The organism is Helicobacter sp. MIT 14-3879 (assembly GCF_003364125.1).
Genome location: NZ_NXLP01000001.1, coordinates 90,943 through 109,596, shown reverse-complemented (window position 1 = coordinate 109,596; position 18,654 = coordinate 90,943). Strand labels below are relative to the sequence as shown.

General features: G+C 28.4%; 18 protein-coding genes. 4 read left to right on the top strand and 14 right to left on the bottom strand.

What is annotated here, in order from left to right:
* Positions 1 to 4 precede the first annotated feature (4 nt).
* Genes CQA44_RS00525 through murA form a run of 4 tightly spaced genes read left to right on the top strand, consistent with a single transcriptional unit; the run spans position 5 to position 3,280 of the window.
* Positions 5 to 778 (top strand): ATP-binding protein, encoded by a 774-nt coding sequence (locus CQA44_RS00525; RefSeq protein ID WP_115545338.1) that lies wholly within the window; start codon positions 5 to 7, stop codon positions 776 to 778.
* A 1-nt stretch (position 779) separates the two neighbouring features.
* The gene (galU, locus tag CQA44_RS00520; protein ID WP_115545337.1) at positions 780 to 1,595 is read left to right on the top strand and encodes a UTP--glucose-1-phosphate uridylyltransferase GalU; all 816 of its coding nucleotides are present in this window, start codon (positions 780 to 782) and stop codon (positions 1,593 to 1,595) included.
* Positions 1,596 to 1,597: 2 nt separating this feature from the next.
* A complete protein-coding gene (locus tag CQA44_RS00515; protein WP_115545336.1) occupies positions 1,598 to 2,017 on the top strand; it encodes a hypothetical protein in 420 nt (139 codons plus the stop codon).
* Positions 2,018 to 3,280: a UDP-N-acetylglucosamine 1-carboxyvinyltransferase gene (murA, locus tag CQA44_RS00510; protein ID WP_115545335.1), complete on the top strand. Its 1,263-nt coding sequence runs from the start codon at positions 2,018 to 2,020 to the stop codon at positions 3,278 to 3,280.
* A gap of 42 nt (positions 3,281 to 3,322) precedes the next feature.
* On the opposite strand, the gene CQA44_RS00505 is transcribed toward murA, so the two are convergent.
* The 14 genes from CQA44_RS00505 to CQA44_RS00440 all read right to left on the bottom strand — a co-directional run bounded on the left by CQA44_RS00505 (position 3,323) and on the right by CQA44_RS00440 (position 18,491).
* Positions 3,323 to 3,901: a type II secretion system protein gene (locus CQA44_RS00505; protein ID WP_181881727.1), complete on the bottom strand. Its 579-nt coding sequence runs from the start codon at positions 3,899 to 3,901 to the stop codon at positions 3,323 to 3,325.
* A gap of 97 nt (positions 3,902 to 3,998) precedes the next feature.
* On the bottom strand, positions 3,999 to 4,559 hold the full coding sequence (locus CQA44_RS00500; RefSeq protein WP_115545333.1) for a hypothetical protein: 561 nt from the start codon (positions 4,557 to 4,559) through the stop codon (positions 3,999 to 4,001).
* 2 nt (positions 4,560 to 4,561) lie between these two features.
* A complete protein-coding gene (locus CQA44_RS00495) occupies positions 4,562 to 5,068 on the bottom strand; it encodes a hypothetical protein (protein WP_115545332.1) in 507 nt (168 codons plus the stop codon).
* The gene (locus tag CQA44_RS00490; protein ID WP_115545331.1) at positions 5,065 to 5,982 is read right to left on the bottom strand and encodes a hypothetical protein; all 918 of its coding nucleotides are present in this window, start codon (positions 5,980 to 5,982) and stop codon (positions 5,065 to 5,067) included. The genes CQA44_RS00495 and CQA44_RS00490 overlap by 4 nt, the downstream gene beginning before the upstream one ends.
* Positions 5,983 to 6,052: 70 nt before the next feature.
* On the bottom strand, positions 6,053 to 6,934 hold the full coding sequence (locus tag CQA44_RS00485) for a tetratricopeptide repeat protein (protein ID WP_115545330.1): 882 nt from the start codon (positions 6,932 to 6,934) through the stop codon (positions 6,053 to 6,055).
* 72 nt (positions 6,935 to 7,006) lie between these two features.
* Positions 7,007 to 10,528: an autotransporter outer membrane beta-barrel domain-containing protein gene (locus CQA44_RS00480; RefSeq protein WP_115545329.1), complete on the bottom strand. Its 3,522-nt coding sequence runs from the start codon at positions 10,526 to 10,528 to the stop codon at positions 7,007 to 7,009.
* A gap of 30 nt (positions 10,529 to 10,558) precedes the next feature.
* Positions 10,559 to 11,755, bottom strand: coding sequence for an ABC transporter permease (locus CQA44_RS00475; RefSeq protein WP_115545328.1), 1,197 nt, complete (start codon positions 11,753 to 11,755; stop codon positions 10,559 to 10,561).
* 81 nt (positions 11,756 to 11,836) lie between these two features.
* Positions 11,837 to 12,718 (bottom strand): sulfate adenylyltransferase subunit CysD, encoded by an 882-nt coding sequence (gene cysD / locus CQA44_RS00470; RefSeq protein WP_115545327.1) that lies wholly within the window; start codon positions 12,716 to 12,718, stop codon positions 11,837 to 11,839.
* 13 nt (positions 12,719 to 12,731) lie between these two features.
* Entirely contained in the window at positions 12,732 to 14,093 is a 1,362-nt protein-coding gene (locus CQA44_RS00465; protein ID WP_115545326.1) for a sulfate adenylyltransferase subunit 1, read from the bottom strand.
* A 21-nt stretch (positions 14,094 to 14,114) separates the two neighbouring features.
* A complete protein-coding gene (locus CQA44_RS00460) occupies positions 14,115 to 14,786 on the bottom strand; it encodes a phosphoadenylyl-sulfate reductase (RefSeq protein ID WP_115545325.1) in 672 nt (223 codons plus the stop codon).
* The gene (locus tag CQA44_RS00455) at positions 14,776 to 15,825 is read right to left on the bottom strand and encodes a sulfate/molybdate ABC transporter ATP-binding protein (protein WP_115545324.1); all 1,050 of its coding nucleotides are present in this window, start codon (positions 15,823 to 15,825) and stop codon (positions 14,776 to 14,778) included. The genes CQA44_RS00460 and CQA44_RS00455 overlap by 11 nt, the downstream gene beginning before the upstream one ends.
* Before the next feature lie 4 nt (positions 15,826 to 15,829).
* Positions 15,830 to 16,642 carry a sulfate ABC transporter permease subunit CysW gene (gene cysW, locus CQA44_RS00450; protein WP_115545323.1) on the bottom strand — a complete coding sequence of 271 codons (813 nt, stop codon included), beginning with the start codon at positions 16,640 to 16,642 and terminating at the stop codon, positions 15,830 to 15,832.
* Positions 16,639 to 17,469 (bottom strand): sulfate ABC transporter permease subunit CysT, encoded by an 831-nt coding sequence (gene cysT / locus CQA44_RS00445; RefSeq protein WP_115545322.1) that lies wholly within the window; start codon positions 17,467 to 17,469, stop codon positions 16,639 to 16,641. The genes cysW and cysT overlap by 4 nt, the downstream gene beginning before the upstream one ends.
* Positions 17,466 to 18,491, bottom strand: coding sequence for a sulfate ABC transporter substrate-binding protein (locus tag CQA44_RS00440; protein WP_115545321.1), 1,026 nt, complete (start codon positions 18,489 to 18,491; stop codon positions 17,466 to 17,468). The genes cysT and CQA44_RS00440 overlap by 4 nt, the downstream gene beginning before the upstream one ends.
* Positions 18,492 to 18,654 lie beyond the last annotated feature (163 nt).

Below are 18,654 nucleotides of genomic sequence, written 5' to 3'. Positions count from 1 at the left end.
ATTAATGATTAGGAAAATTGATACAAATTGGAAAATATGTGATGCCTTTATATGGCGTGGAGAGTATCTCCATCCTATAAGGGATTTTAATACATTTGATATGGATAAATTGATAGGAATTGATGAACAAAAAGAATTATTGCTTAAAAATACAGAATCTTTTATTAATAATAAAGGCGGCTTAAATGTTCTTTTGTATGGACCTAGAGGTTGTGGTAAAAGCACACTTGTTAGAGCTGTTTTTACAAAGTATTTGCAAACTAATTTAAAAATAGTTCAAATTTCAACACAAGATGTTTCAATAATCCCTATTTTTGTAGATGCTATGAGGATTCAGCCATATAAATTTATTATATTTTGTGATGATTTAAGTTTTGAGTCAGATGATAATTCATATAAAGCTCTTAAGGTTATTTTAGATGGTTCTATTGAGAGGATTCCAGATAATGTATTATTATATGCTACTTCAAATAGAAAGCATTTAATGCAGGAATTTCAAAGTGATAATACAAATACACAAATTATAAATAATGAAATTCACTTTCAAGATGCTGTTGAGGAGAGAATATCGCTTAGTGATAGATTTTCTTTAAATATACCATTTTATAAATCTAGTGTTGAGGAGTATTTAAAGATTGTGTCATTGTATTTTAATGATGAATTAAGCAATGAGCTTAAAACTAAGGCACTATCTTATGCTACGCAAAGAGGTTCAAAAAGTGGTAGGGTTGCACAGGATTTTTATAGAGCAATAAAAGTAGGCTTAATAAGGATTTAAAATGATTAGTAAATGTTTATTTCCAGCAGCGGGATATGGAACTAGATTTCTTCCAGCAACAAAAGCGATTCCAAAAGAAATGTTGCCGGTAAATACTAAACCATTGATTCAATATGGCGTTGAAGAGGCAATACAAGCAGGTTGCAATACTATGGCAATAGTTACAGGTAGGGGAAAAAGGGCGATAGAAGATCATTTTGATATAAGTTATGAGTTAGAACATCAGCTGAAAAGTGCTAAAAAAGAGCATTTATTAAAGGATATTAGAGAAATTATTGATAATAGCTCTTTTACATATATTAGGCAAAATGAAATGAAAGGTTTAGGTCATGCAATACTTACAGGAGAGAGGCTTATTGGTAAGGAATCTTTTGGTGTAATTTTGGCAGATGATTTATGTATTAATACAGGTTTGAGTGTTTTAGCACAAATGGTTAAACTATATGCTAAATATAAATGTTCTATTGTCGCAATACAGGAAGTAGAGGTAGAAAATCTCAATAAATATGGCGTAATTTGTGGTAAAGAAATTGAAAGTGATATTTTTGAAATATCAAATATGATAGAAAAGCCAGAACCCAAAGATGCTCCAAGCAATCTAGCAGTGATAGGTAGATATATCCTAACGCCAGATATTTTTGAGATTCTAAGAGATACATTACCAGATAAAAAAGGTGAGATTCAAATTACTGATGCATTAAATAAACAAGCGCAAGAAAAACGTGTTTTAGCATATAAATTTAAAGGTGTTAGATATGATTGTGGTAGCATTGAGGGATTTGTAAAGGCAAATGTAGATTTATTTAATAGTTTATAATAATGTATCAACCACTATATTTTTTAATATTTTATGCTATTAATATACTAGCATTTATCATAATCTTAATATTGTTATATATTTTTGTATTTTCTAATAATGAGTCTAAGCCCTCTCCTTCAAAAACTACATTAGATTTTTTATTAGAGCAGGTTAAAAATAGTAATAATAACAAGGAGATTTTAGATTCTGTTATGAGAGAGTTTTATTCACATTTTTATAATATCTATAAAACAAGCCCTATGATAAATACTTGGCTTTCTTTAATACAAAATATAACTATGTTAGATTATATGAGTGTTGAGCAAGTAGCAAAATTTAGAGATGACTTAATGAGTAAAAATAATAGTATTAAAAATGAAATAAAAATAGCTATTGGTGAGAGTTTAAAATATAGAGAAAATACAAAAAAGAAGAAATAAATGGATTATTTAGTAATTAAAGGAAATAATAAACTAAAAGGAAGTGTTAAAATAAGCGGAGCTAAAAACTCTGCTTTGCCGTTGATTGCAGCAAGTATACTTGCAAAAAAAGATATTAAATTCATCAATATTCCTAATATTACAGATATTAGGACTTTGATAAAGATTTTAGTAATGCTTGGAGCTTATAGTAGTGAGATTAATGGAAATGAGGTTGTAATAAATACAAATAATATCACAAATGTAAAAGTTATTTACGATATGGTGCGTAAAATGCGTGCTTCTATACTTCTTTTAGGACCTCTTCTTGCAAGGTTTGGTAAATGTCAAGTGAGTCTTCCGGGAGGTTGTGCCATAGGTGCTAGACCTGTTGATTTGCATATAAAGGCTATGCAAAAAATGGGTGCTAAGATTGATATTAAAAATGGTTATATTAATGCTACTGCTACAAATGGACTAAGAGGTGCTCATATAGTATTTGATAAAATAACGGTTACAGGCACAGAAAATGTAATTATGGCAGCAGCTTTAGCAAAGGGTAAAACAATAATTACAAATCCAGCCAAAGAGCCAGAAATAGTCCAGCTATGTGAGGTTTTAAGGCAAAATGGTGTTGAGATAGTTGGATATGGTAGTGATGAGATTACTATTATTGGCACAGATAGGGAGTTATTAGATATATCTAATGTTAGTATTATTCCAGATAGGATTGAAGCAGGGACATATTTATGTGCAGGTGCTATAACAAATTCTAATATTATTGTTAAAGGTGTTATTCCAAAACATCTAGAATCTATTATTAATAAACTTAGTGAAATTGGATTTAATTTTAATATTAATAAAGATTCTATAGAGATATTGCCATCAAAAGAGTTAAAATCTTTTGAGTTAAGCACAAGCGAATATCCAGGATTTCCAACAGATATGCAAGCACAATTTATGGCTTTAGCTACACAATGCAATGGAGTTAGTATTATTGAGGAGAAATTATTTGAGAATAGATTTATGCATATAAATGAGCTTCAAAGACTTGGAGCAAGTATTTCTTTGCTTGGAAGTATTGCTAAAATAAATGGTATTACAAAGTTAAAAGCAGCAGATGTAATGGCAACAGATTTGCGTGCTAGTAGTGCTTTAATCTTAGCTGGGCTTGTTGCAGATGGTGAGAGTGTAATACATAGAATATACCATCTTGATAGAGGTTATGAGAATATAGAGCAAAAACTATTAAACCTAGGTGTAAATATAAGAAGAGAAAAATAGTTAGGATTTTTATAGATTCTAGCTAGCTAGAATCTATAATAACTAAAACTCGATAGTTCCTGTTGAAGCTAGAGGAATGCTTTTGTTTCCATAGTCTGTAGAATTAGCATAAGAAGCACTTAAAAGTAGACAGAATGTCCCTGAACCACTGCCACTTACTCTATTAATATTTTGTGGTTGGAATTCTAGTGTTCCATTATTTGTATCAATACCTAGTATCATACCACAATAAACTCTTCCAGCTGTGCCATCGTTTAGAGTTCCATTACCCATAGGTCCAATTCCATTTGTAGTTGCTATTCCTATTATAGGATTATTGTTGTTAACTTGCCATCTACTTCTATCTAATCCACCAACTTCAATTAACCATTCACCCCAAGTAATCATATTACTTTTTGTAGGGTCATTTGGAGCTGGAACTTTGCTTGCTGTAGGGTCAATATTATCTGCAAAAACTTTAGCAACAACTGCTTTTTGAACTGAAGCTAAATCACTTCTTGCTGTTGCAACTTGTGCATCTGTCCTTGTAGCAACAAATCTTGGAACTGCTACTGCTGCTAAAACTCCTAGTATTACTATAACAAATACTAACTCTATCATACTAAAAGCATTTCTTTTCATTATATTGTCCTTTAATTTATAATTTTAATTTATAATTTTAATAAATTTCCTTTATAGATTTAAATAAATCTTAAAAGTAGAAGAAAAGAGGTTTTTATTATTGATATAATTCAGGTGATTCGTTAAGCATATATGTGCTAGTGTAGATGGCTATTGAAATTTCTAAATACAATATATTTTGTTTTTTATGGATAACTAACGGGAAAAATACCCTTATGCTAGCATCCAGTGAAGTTAGATTATTTATTAATTCTATGATATTATTAATACTGTTTGCATTTCCATATATTTTTATAGTATTGATTTTTATGTTATTTTCTAACTCTTTTGTTTCTAAATCTTCTAGTTTAGCATTTGATAGATATTTATTTACATAATTTTGTATATTTTCTATCTTAATATTACTTCTTAGATTTTTAAATATTACTGCATTTTCTTTTAATGTATTATTGTTATTTTTATTTAGCTGTCCTAGAGTATTTTTTACCTGCATATCTAAGTTATACATTTTTTTATATTCTGCTACTGTTGTTCTATAAGTATCTAACATAGGAATTAAGTAGAAAAATACACAAATAATAATAATATTAATATAAAGTATTAGGAATATTACATTCTTACCCCAATCAATTTCATTAATAATCTCTATAAATCTCATAATTAGTTTTTCTCTAATGTGCTAATAGAGGTAAAGTTATACCAGCCATTTTGTAATGGGAAGAAATCGACTCTGCTTGTTGTAAATACTGATTTTAATGGTGCTTGCAGTAAGAATGAATATGTCTCTCTTGTAGGGGTAATTCCTTTTATTACTAACTTCTTTTCTTCTAGTGAAATATATGTTATTGTAATTTGATCAGGTATTAGAGTAAATAATTTTAATAATGCATTTTTAAGTTCATTATTGTATTTGTTATTTGTAGAATCTAAATTTATTTCATATCTTAATCTTTCTATATTGCTATTTAACATATCTATATAGCTGTCTTGTGCATTTATATCAGCCTCTGAATGTTGTTGTGTAGTGGTTAATGCATCAATTTGTATATGAAGATAGATTCCATACATATAAATAATAACCACACTAAGTAATATATAAAATATCCATATTTTTGTTAAATGTGATATTATGGATTTTGGTAGAGGTGATGTGAAGCTATATTTCATAACCTTAGCTCCATTTTTACTAATTTTTCAATCTCATCACAAATATTGATTCTTAGAAATTGTGTATCAAGCATAATATTATTTGTTAAATATGTAATTGAGTTATCACTTATTCCACAAGCATCAAGTATCAATAGTTCTTCTATAAAATCACTTGCATATTTATCATCTTTATAAAAGCTATTTAGAGTATCTTTTATAATATCTATCATAGTATTTGCTATATTTAAGTCATTTAGACTTGATGTATTAGTATCTTGCTTATTATCAAACTCTTTTATGATAATATTCTCATCAATATCATTAATTTCTTCAAACTCAACTATACCATCACTTTTTTCTTCTATGTTATCTTGAATATTTAGGCTTTCTTTTTCAAACATTATGTAATTGCCAAAATATACACCATTAATATCTGCTATTAGAAGTGTACAAGAGCTATTATTTTGTAAAATATATAGTTTTTTTGCAGTATCTAGGCGATTTTTTACTTTTTCGTAAATAAAACAAAATGGAGAGAATATAAAATCAACCCCTTTAACTTTACTGAATTTACTTTTATATTTAGCCATATCTTCCTTATCTATATATACAAACCATTTTTTGCTTATAAGCATAATTATAAGTAGATGTGGAGTTAATGAAAATTTTTCAAATGAGCTTAATTTGTTACCATTTACTATACCTTGTCTTTTAACTCTAGCTATTGTTGCAATATAAGTAAATGGATATTTGTTTTGAATATATCTTATATATTTTGCTGCTTCTATTGGTAAATCATTATTGATTGTTTTGTAGGTTTTTTCCTCACTAGCTTGATTTGTATTTTGATATGTTGTTCTAACTTTGCAAGTTTGTATATCAATATCAATTGATATAATTACTTTTTGATATAACCTACTAAGAAATGACACAGCAATACCCTTTTAGACCTTAAAACTTTTGTGAAATTCTACACTTTTATATGTAAGTTTTAAATAAAAATTATGGGCTAGTATTAAAATTTTTAGTATTTAAAATTTTTTCATTTAGATATCTATAATTTTCACAAGCTCCAATTAACCCTCTATCACAAGCAATGCCATATAATTCTTTAGCTTTATCATAATTTTGTCTCACTCCGTTGCCATTTTCATACATTACAGCTAAATTATTACAACTACTTAATACACCGCCTTCGCAAGCTATATTTAGATATTTTACAGCATTGAAGTTATTTTTAGGTGTTCCATGTTTTCCTGATGCATACATATAGCCTAGGTTTGCACAACCTATTAAATCCCCCTGATTACAGGCTATAAAGTTTAAATCTAGTAATCCTAATTTATCCTTATTTAATCCAAATATATTGTAAGTATTACTTAATAAGCCTAAATTATAGCAGCCAAGAGAGCTTCCAGCATCACAAGCAAATTTGTAATATTGTAGGCTTTTAAAATAATCTTTTTGCACTCCTATTCCATTTGCATACATATATCCTAAGTTATTACATGCAAACACATCTCCACCATTACAACCAACCATATATAATTCACTAGCCATTAGTTTATCTTGTGGAATAGTATCTGTTCCATTATCATATATTGAAGCTAGATTTGAACAAGCAAGGGCATTTCCACCACTACAAGCTTTTTTATAATAAATTAAGGCTTTTTGGTGGTCTCCATTTGTCCCAACAGCATACATATACATTAAGCCACTGCCCAAGCAGCCATCTGCATCTCCAATTTCATCACAGGCTTTTTTAAATAAATTAAAAGCTTCAGCATAATTTCCTTTTTGGGCTAGTGCAGTAGCAGCGTTTGTAGCAGATGAAGTTGCAAGTAAGAATGAGCAAGATAAAATAAAGCATATAAGGTGTTTCAATGATATTCTCCAAGTATGATTTATTAATTAAAGTAAGCAAAAATAGTGCCAAAGATATTATAGGCTAGAATATTAAAATAAATATTTTATGCCAGCATTTATAATAGCATAGTTTTCAGATATTGCCCTAGAATTAATCTTAGACCTAAGTATTGCTGCCTTAAAACCAATATTTGCAGTAATATTTAATATGTCTTCAATCACACTAAAGTCCCCTCCAGCTATTACCCAAGCATAATCTTTATATCCACTATATTTTGCTATTTCAAATTTTGTGCTATCTCCTATGAAGTTCATAGTAAGTCCATTTGAGCTATTTAGGATAAATTGTTCTATTTTTGCTTGTATGTAAAAATAATATAGTTTTTTAATTATCACTCTATATTCTAAGCCTAGCTCAAGGCTAATTTCTGTGCTATTTGTGGTATTTATATTTCTTGCATATTCTCCATTTTCTTTATATGATGGAGTAATTGCATAGTATAAGTTTATTCCGCCAAATGGCTTTATATAGTTTTCTTTATAGATATTAAATAAATATCCATAATTTATATTTCCATTCAATCCAAAGCTAAAAATATTTGAATCTTGAATTTTGTCTAAAAAATTATTTTTAAACCCACTAAATCCAAAATTAAAATTAAGATTAAAGTCAATTTCAGAATTTAGTATATATACTCTACCATATCCGCCAATCCCTAGATTATGAGATGAGGTATTAATCACTCCATATGAGATATTACCACCAATTATTATATTATTATTAATTTTTTTATCATATCCTGTAATTATTCCATAAGTATTTGCATTTTTTTTATCAAATTTCCCAAAAATCCCAAAGATTGAGGCATATAAGTTATTATCATAATCTAGTATTTGATTGTATTTTAACTCTACTGCCTCTTTTTCTTCATCTTTAGTTTCTTCTTCAATTTCATCTTTAAAATTTTCTTTTAGATATTCTTCAAATTCTTCATCAATGGAATCTTTAGTTTTTGTAAGCTTTATTAGATCATTTTTTTGTTTATTAAAGCTATAAGTTGGTGCTATTATCTTAGTTTTTTGACTCAATAAAATAGGTGTTGTTTTTTTATTTAATCTATTTAAGTTTGAGAGGGTATTTGCTAATTGTATTTTATTATTTTTTGCATTATTTCTTGCTACATTATAGTTAGAGGATTCTAAGTTATATGCTACTTGTGATGGGTTTGAGAGAATTTTTGCGAGTATTTCGTTACTATTGATGCTTTTAAGAGAATTTAGCATATTAGTTGTTTCCCCAAGCTCATTTAGTGCTTTAGGGGATAGTATGGAATCTAGATTTTGATTTTTAATATCATTTTGTGGAATCGCAGTAATTATAAAGTATCCATTTTGAATGCTTTGTTTAAAATTAATATAATCTTTATTATTTAAATTATCTTTTATATTGCTTTCTATTGTTATATTATTAATATTACTGCTATTTGTTTTAATAATCCTATATTCTTTACCAAAGACTAAAGCCTCATTGCTAAAATCTAGATTTAATTTAGAATCTAATAAAGCATTTATAGTTGTAAAATTTAGTTCGCCATTATAGCCATTGATATATTTTATCGTTCCATTTCCCCAAGATAGAGTATCAGCACTAACTGATGAGCCTTTATAAGATGTAATTATTCCTTTATTATTATCTAATATTTGGCTTTTGATACCGCCACTATAAATATTTATTACACCATTATTTGTTAGTGTTTCTGTATTGATATTTGAAAAAGATTCTAAAACACCTTGCTCTTTATTTAATAACGATTTACTTATTGTTAGGTTTCCTTGTGCTAGTGTGATTTTACTTTTATATTTATTAGTTTGAGTGCTATTTCCATTAATTAGATTTGTTATTGTAGTATTGCCATTTATATATATGCATCCCTCTTTGTATTGTTTATCCCCTATGGGATTACCATCTTTATCTGTAATATCTTTAGCTAAGATTTGATTTGTTAAATCTCCATTAATACTTCCATCACTTATATTGATAATCCCGCCATTATTGTTGATATTCCCTGTTATATTTCCACCTTTTATATTAAAATTACCATCATTATTTATATTGCCTTTTATTGAACCAGAATCTAAACTAAAAGTTGCATTGCTGCTATTTAAAATATCTGAATCTATACTTGCTCCATGAAGCCTTATAACTCCTGTATTTTCTAAAGTATTTTTCTCTCCATTACTATTGTTCCTTGTTATTTTTAGAGTTCCACTTTCTAAATCTAGGATTCCACTATTGTTAAATGTGATTTTAGAATCTATACTTCCACCTTGTAGATAAAAAAAGCCACCATTATGCGCACTAGCTATTAGACTGCATTGCTTAGTAGAATCTCCATTACAAGGACATATTGAATCTTGTTTTTCTTCACATTTTATTTGTGTCTGTCCTTTTATATTTAGTGTGCTATTTTTTAAATATGTATGTGAATATATACCACTATTTCTAAAACTATTAACATCTAAATTTTGTTCTATTATTAGACTTCCTTCGTTATTAAAATTTTTAACACTAAATTTAGGAGAATTGTTATTAATATTTAATGCTGTAAAATTTATAAAATTATCTGTATTTATACTTCCATTAAATCCACTTAAATTACCGTAATGTTGAAAACTACCATCTTGTATTGTTCCATCTCCATTAATAGAGCCATAATTATAAAATGTAGCATCTTTGCTTATTTTTAGGGTTGAGGTTAGGTTTAAAGTTTTTTGATTATTAAAACTTTTATTTATGATATTTGTTCCGCTAATAATGGTAGTAGAATTATTATTTACCAGATTGCTAAAAGTATTATCTCCACCAGCAATAATTATACTTCCGCCATTTATTATATTTTCTAGTGTGTTAGTTCCATTATTTATATTAATATTTGTATTATTTGTTATGTTTGTAAAAGTATTATCTCCACCAGCAATAATTATACTTCCGCCATTTATTATATTTTCTAGTGTGTTAGTTCCATTATTTATACTTGTATTAGCTCCATTTTCATTTGTAAGAGTATTTATAGTGTTTATTCCTTTATTAATTATTATTTCTTTTTGATTATCTAAAGAAGTAATATTGCTAGTTCCATTATTTAGAAGTATTATTCCAGCATTTTTTATATATTCTGCCTTAAAGTTAGGATTATCTTTAGTGCCACTTCCACTAATTGTTATATTAGCATCCCCACCACTTTGACCTGAAATCATTATATATTTACTATATAAGCTACCACCATTGCTTATATTAATAGCACTTGTATTTATATTAAAATACCCGTTAGTTGCGTTTGTATAGTTTATATCTACTTTACCTCCGCTTATACTAAAAGTCCCACTGCCAAGTATCAATTCTCTAACATTTTGTCTGAATGTTATATTTAAATTTCCTCCTGTAATGCCATTAGTAGAGTTTAATATCATTTTGTCATTTTTTACTTGATAATTTACATTATCTACATTTGTTATTTGAGGGCAATATATAATATTATTATTTTCAGTGCATTCTTTAGAATTTACTACTGTTAATAACGCAATTATTAGGGCAATTTTATACCTTAGCAAGATTTATTTCCCATAGTTTTTATATTTCCTTTATTCGCTTCTTAGTGTCGTTAAAGGGTCTATTTTTGAAGCTTTTAGTGAGGGATAATAAGATGATAATATTACTATTATTATTGCTCCAAATATAACAGATAATATATCAATTACTGATATATAAAGTGGTAGTTTAGAGCTGCCATATACATCTGCAGGAAGTGATATGATAGGAAATGTATTTAATATAAAAAGCACTATTATTGCCAATATCACACCAAATATTATTCCACTAAATCCTATTGTGTTACCAAGCCAAAAGAAAGTTTTTTTAATATCTTTTTTACTAGCCCCAAGAGATAAAAGTAGTGCTATTTCTCTCCTTCTAGTCATAATAACCATCATAAGAGAACTGATTATATTTAAAGAAGCCATTATTATAATAAGCATTAGAACTATAAACAAAGCTCTTTTTTCCATTGCAATAGCACTAAAAAAATTACCATTTTGTTGCCACCACCCAACTACCCCAACCCCATTAGGAACAAAGCCTTTAATAGCCTCAATATCACTCATAGGGTTAGTAGAATATATATGGATTCCATCATAGATATTTTCATTAAATCCTCTAATTTTTTGCAATGTTTTAATGTCTATATACATATATCCTTCATCATATGAGTTTAAGCCAGAATTAAATGTGCCATTGATTTGAAATTTTTTCATTTGAGGGCTTAGAGTCATACCATTTGCTTGAAGCTGTGTAAAAATCAGTGTAAGTTTAGAATCTAATTTTAAAGATGACCCTTTTAATGCTCTTTCTCCTAAGATAATGCTGTTTTGATTAAAGGTTTTACCTTTATTGCTTTCACTTAAGACTTTATTAATTTCCATTTCTTTATCCCAATCTATGCCATAAATTAATCCAGCATTTAGGTTAGAACCTATTTTTGCAGCACCTTGAGAGCGAATATATGGGCTAAATTTTAGATTTGGAAATTTAGATTCTAATTTTTCTAATAACTCTAAATTTATAGAATCTTTTTTGGTTGCAAATATAGTTATAGGATAATTCATAACAAAAAGCCTATCTTCAAAGTGCTTTATCATTCCCTCCATTATTGCCATAGCAACAATAAGCACCATAATCCCAACTCCAACACCAAGAAAGGCTAAAATAGCAGTAATTGAAATAAATGGCTGCGTCTTATCAAATCGTAAGTATTTTAAAACTAAAAACTTAAATAGCAAAATTTACCCTTATAAAATTTGGCTGTATTATAGCTAATTTTACCTTTTCTTAAAGAAGCTTGATTTGTTTAATATTACTATAAATTACATATATCCTTCTTTTCTAAGAGTCTCTAGTGTCCCTCCGCCTTCTTTATCCTGTGCTCTGCCACTTCTTTCTGCTATATCTTTAAATTTACCACTAGTTAGTTCAGCTATTATTTCTTTTGGATTTTTGCTAGTTGATTTAACAGGAGATGTGCAAGGATAACACCCAAGAGATCTATAACGTTCTCCATTGCCTTGGTCAAAATATATGGGGATAACAGGTATATTTTCACGTTCTATATATTCCCATATATTTAATTCAGTCCATTCTAATAGTGGATGCACACGCACGTGAGTTCCCGGGGCAAACTCTGTTTTGTATAGATTCCATAATTCTGGTGGCTGACTAGATGCGTCCCATTCGTGTTTATTGTCTCTTACTGAAAACACCCTCTCTTTGCTACGACTCCCTTCTTCATCACTCCTAACACCTACAATTACAGCATTATAAGGCTCTGCATTTGCTATTACACTCCAAGTATTACTTATGGGCTCATATACTTTTCTTTCCCAACTGCCATCAAGAGTGTGGTTTAGGGGTATAGTTTTTAGATTTTTACAGCAAACAATTCTATCAGTTACTCCATCTGGAAATGTTTCTTTTAAATTTAGAGCCTTTTTATTTTGCCCTACTATTAGGCGTAATTGTAACTCTTTTGCAATTCTATCTCTATAATCGATCATTTCTGGTATTTTATATCCTGTATCAATATGTATCAACTCAAAAGGAACATGACCAAAAAAAGCTTTTTTTGCTAACCATAATAATACTGTTGAATCTTTACCAATACTCCAAAGCATAGCAATATTTTTAAATGATCTATAAGCTTCTCTTAAAATAAATATACTGTGATATTCTAATTGTTGTATCTTATCCATATTTGTTCCTTTTTTAAAATTGATGAGGAAAATATTTTCTTAATAGACTAAATAATTCATATTCAAAGTCTTTATTTACATTTTCTTTAAAAGTATTTTGTTCATCTTCTTCTATAATATTTAATATAATCCCGCCTGCTACTGCATCATAACCATCAACTATTACAAATCTTCCTAATGTTTGATTGTCTTTAAAAGTGCATAATGCTACTTTATTTTTTAATCTTAGAATAACGCTTCCAACTTCATTTTTATAGAAAGCCTCTTCTTTTTCTTTAATTTCTTCTTCCTTTATACTAAATGCTCTTTTTATTGATTCTAGTGATGTTTTTACCTTTGCACTTCCTAGCTTAAATAGATACTCTTTCCCTTTTATAAGTGGATTATTTCCTAGCCATATTAGATTGACTAGTATTAAAGATGCAGGTTTTAAGATTTTATTTTTATAATATTCATTTTCTAAAACAATAACTTCTCCATTTTGCACATAGATATCTTCGTTTAAAGATATTCCTACTGCTTCATTTGCTTGAATGATATTTTTATTAGGAGAATTCCATACTTCAAAATTGCTAATTGTGGCACTCTTAAAAGATGGTAGAAATAAAACCTTATCTCCAAGTTTTGCTTTGCCACTTGCAACGCTTCCTGCATAGATTCTTCTATCATCATTATTATTGCTAAAGCGATAAATATCTTGTAAAGGCATCATAAAGTTTTTGCTAGAGAGTTCTTTTTCATTATGTAAAGAATCTAATTCTTCTAGCAAGCTTCTACCTTCATACCAAGGTATTTTAGAGCTTTTTGTAACTATGTTTTCACCATTTCTAGCAGATACTGGCACAACAGATAAAGGAGATAAATCAAGCGTAGATAGAAAGTCTAAATATTTATTTTTCAAATCTTTAAAGATTTCTTTGTTGTAGTCAAAAATATCTAATTTGTTTATTACTACAATTATTTGAGAAATACCAAGTAATGATAATATTATCCCGTGACGTTTCGAGTTTTCTGCAATTCCATCTTTTGCATCAATTACTAAAATTGCAGCTGCAGCTCTACTTGCACCACTTAGCATATTTCGTAAGAATTCTATATGACCGGGGGCATCAATAATTACATATTCTCTTATATTGCTTTTAAAAAAGATTCTAGCTGAATCTATGGTAATTCCTTGTTTTTGTTCATCTTCTAGTGCATCTAAAAGCATAGAGTATTCAAACAGACGAGCATTCTTTTCACAAGATAGTTTAATGTTATCTAGTTTTCCTTGTGGTAAAGAGTTAGTATCTGCTAAAAGTCTTCCTACTAAAGTAGATTTTCCGTGATCTACATGTCCTGTAATTACAATATTCATTCTATCAAAATGCTGCATTATCGTTTCCTTTAATTAAATTTAATGAGAGTGTAAGCCACATTCTTTGTGATTAGGATTTTCCCACCACCAACGACCTGCACGAATATCCTCACCTTCTTTTACTGCTCTTGTGCAAGGAGTGCAACCTATACTTTTAAAGCCTTTTTCATATAGTTTATTTATAGGTAAGCTGTAATTTTTTGTATATTCCCACACCTGTTCATCACTCCAATCAAACAATGGATTAATTTTATAAATGCCAAATTGTTTATCAAATTCTAGTAGTTTTGTATCAACCCTAGTAACAGATTGTGCTATTCTAATGCCACTTATCCAAGCTTTTGAGTTTTTAAGAGCATCTTTAAGAGGAACTATTTTTCTTTCATAGCAACATTGTTTTCTTTTTTCTAAGCTTTCTCTCATTCCAAATTCACCAATAGTTTCATCAATTATTTGTAGAGATTTTTTTGTTGGACTATAAGATTTAATATTGATATTAAAAAAATCCTCAATAATGCTTTGGTATTCTAAACTCTCTTTAAATAGTTTATGTGTATTTAGTGTAAAAAATTCTATATTTTTAATTCCTGTTTTTATTAATAAGTCAATAGTAATTACATCTTCTATTTGGTGTGAGAAAGCTAAAGAGATCTTTCCATCAAACCTTATTAATGTTTCTTGTAGCCTTTGAATGCTTTTATTAAATAACATAATTACTCCATTGTTGCTCTTTATCATCATATGTTTTTAAAGATAAGAATTTTATATATACAAAATATGATGCTTTTTGCTTTATTAAATCAAAATGTGATTTTGAGATTTCAGCTTCAATAATATCACCAGTCTCTAAAATTTCTAAATTTAATCTCACTATAGCTCCTAAGATTCTATGGCTTATTATTTTAACTTTAGTAGTATTATTTTCTTCTTTCAGGCAAACTTTTATTTCGTGTGGGCGTGCAAAAATAATATTATTTGCTTTATTATCTAGCACTATACCATTAGAATCCATTCTCCCAGAAAATAAATTAACATTTCCTAAAAAACTATATACAAATGGATTTACAGGGTGTTCATATACTTCTTCTGGTGTTCCTACTTGTTCAATTTTGCCTTTATTCATCACTACAATTTCATCACTTACTTCTAAAGCTTCTTCTTGGTCGTGCGTTACAAATATGCTTGTAATATGGATTTCATCGTGTAATTTTCTAAGCCATCTTCTTAATTCTTGCCTTATTTTTACATCTAATGCTCCAAAAGGTTCATCAAGTAATAACACCTTTGGTTCAATCGCCAAAGCTCTAGCTAAAGCTACTCTTTGCTTTTGTCCTCCACTTAATTCACTGGGATATTTATTTGCCATTCCTTCAAGTTGCACCATTGATAATAAAAACTTTACTTTTTCTTTAATTTTTTCTTTACTTAGGCGAGTTTTTTTTGGTGCAATTTTTAGTCCAAAAGCTATATTATCAAAAACATTCATATGTTTAAATAATGCGTAATGTTGGAATACAAACCCAAATCCTCTATCTTTTGTATGTTGATTTGTGATATTTTTATTAAAAAATATAATATTTCCACAATCACTTTGTTCTAATCCAGCTATAATTCTAAGCAGTGTTGTTTTTCCAGAACCACTAGGACCTAGAAGTGCAGTAAGATTTCCTTCTTTGATATTTAGATTAATAGAATCTAAGCAAGTAAAGTCATCAAACTTTTTACAAATATTTTCTATTACAATTCCCATTTCTTTAACCTTTATTATTATTTTTTTTATTAATAAAATATTTTAATATTAATGTTAAGATTCCTAAAAATGTAAGCAAGCTAGCAATAGCAAATGCGGTTATATATTCATATTCGTTATATAAAATTTCTATATATAAAGGCATAGTTGTAGTAACTCCTACAATTTTACCACTAACTACTGCAACTGCACCAAATTCTCCCATAACTCTTGCGTTTGTTAAAACCATACCATAAAACACACCCCACTTAATGTTTGGTAAGGTTATTAAGAAAAATGTTTGCCAAGCATTCGCTCCAAGGCTTAATGCTGCTTCTTCTTCCTCTTTTCCTTGTTCTTGCATAAGTGGAATTAACTCTTTTGCTACAAAAGGAAATGTAATAAAAGCACTTGCAAGAATGATTCCGGGTAATGCAAATATTATCTTAAAACCAGCATCTTCTAAAATCTTGCCAAATATTCCGCTATTGCTAAAAAGCAAAACAAACATTAATCCAACTATTACGGGTGAAATTGCAAATGGAATCTCAAGTATTGTGTTAAGAATATTTTTTCCTTTAAAATCAAACTTAGCAATTAAATATGCAATCAAAATACCAAAAAAAGTATTAATTGGTAAAACAATAATTGCAACAATTAATGTTAATTTTATAGCTTTTATTGTGTTTTCTGCATTTATGGCTTCTATATAGCTACTTATACCTCCGCTAAAAGCTTCAATAAAAAGCGTTATTAAAGGTAATATTAAAATCATTCCTAAAAAAGTTAAACTTATACTAATACCTATAAATTTTAAAAATTTTGGTTCACTATTCATTTTCTATTCCAATTTTGTAATATATTAATCAAAAAAAGTAATATAAAAGATATTACAATCATAAATACTCCAATTACACTAGCGCCTATATAATTATGAGATTCTATTTTTCCAACGATAACTACAGGTAAAATTTGGCTCTCAAAGGGTATGTTATTTGAAATAAAAATTACAGAGCCATATTCTCCAAGTCCTCTAGCAAAAGCTAATGCAAACCCCGTTAAACAAGCAGGAAGTAAAGATGGTAAAATAATATATATAAATGTTTGTATGAAATTTGCCCCAAGACTAGATGCCGCTTCAATACTTTGAATGTCTAAGTCTTTTAATAGTGGTTCTAATGTTCTTACTACAAATGGCAAACCTATAAATATAATTGCTATTGTTACTCCAAAAAAACTTGCGTTTGTGCTATCAAATCCAAAAATTCCTAAAAATTTACCAATTATACCTTGATTTGAGATTAAATATGCAAGCGAGATTCCAGCTACTGCAGTGGGTAATGCAAAAGGCAAGTCTATCATAGCATCTATAAGTTTTTTTCCAAAAAAATCATAATTTACTAATGTCCAAGCAATGATAAATCCAAAAATAAGATTAATAAAAGCAGCACAAAATGACACACTTAAAGAAAAGTATAGAGCATTTAATACCTGCCTATCTGCAATGGTATTATAAAATTCCTTAGCTCCAATTTGAATGCTATATAAAACAAGCACTATAATTGGGATAAATACCAATAAGCTCATATATAAAATACCAAGCCCAAAGCTTAATTTAAAGCCGGGCAATACGCTTGGTTTTACAAAAGGTTTTTTGTTTATCATTTGGTTTGTTTAATTGTTTCAAAAATTTTATCAAATATCCCACCATCACTAAAATGCTCATCTTGAGCCTTTTGCCACCCACCAAAAGCACTAATATCAAATAGTTCTATTTTCTTAAATATATTTTGATATTGTTGTAAGATTTCTTTATCTATTGGTCTATAATAATTTTTAGCTATAATTTCTTGTGCTGGTTTTGAATATAGATAACTTAAATATTCTTCAGCTACATTTCTAGTTCCTTTGTTTTCTACAACGCTATCCACTATTGCCACAGGAGGTTCTGCTAAAATGCTAATTGAAGGGGTTATTACATCAAACTTGCTATTTCCAATTTTCTCTAGTGCCAAGTAAGCTTCATTTTCCCAAGCTATCAATACATCGCCAATTCCACGTTTTACAAAAGTATTTGTAGCTCCTCTAGCACCTGTATCTAAAACAGGAACATTTTTGTAAAGATTAGTCAAATATTCTTTTGCTTTCTCTTTATCGTTATTATATTTTTTAAGTGCATACCCATATGCTGCTAAATGATTCCACCTAGCCCCGCCAGAAGTTTTTGGATTAGGGGTGATTACCTTAATATCATCTCTAATCAAATCATTCCAATCTTTAATCCCTTTAGGATTGTTTTTTCTAACTAAAAAAACAATTGTAGAAAAATAAGGAGTGCTGTTATTTTGCAACCTTTTTTGCCAATTTGAATCTATTTTCCCACTCTTTTTGCTAATTATATCAATATCATAAGCTAAAGCTAAGGTTACTACATCAGCAGGAGCACCATCAATAACATTTCTTGCTTGAGTTCCAGAACCTCCGTGAGATTGAGATATTGTTACTTTGTCTCCTGTTTTTTTATAGTAATATTCTTCAAATATTTTATTATACTCTTTATATAATTCTCTTGTTGGGTCATAAGAAACATTAAGTAGAGAGTAGCTAGCAGCAAAAATATTGTTAGTAAATAAAAATATAATTCCAATTATTAAAAAAAATATATTATTTAAGTTGTAAGTTTTCATATTAATTCTCCAAGTATTATTTTTAAATTTTATTAAACTGATGTAAATTGTAAATTTACGATTATAAATTTACTTACATAAAACTTAAAATAATATTAAAATTATACATATTTTTTTAAATTCAATATGAAATTTTATTTTATTGCAATGTTAGAGATATCAA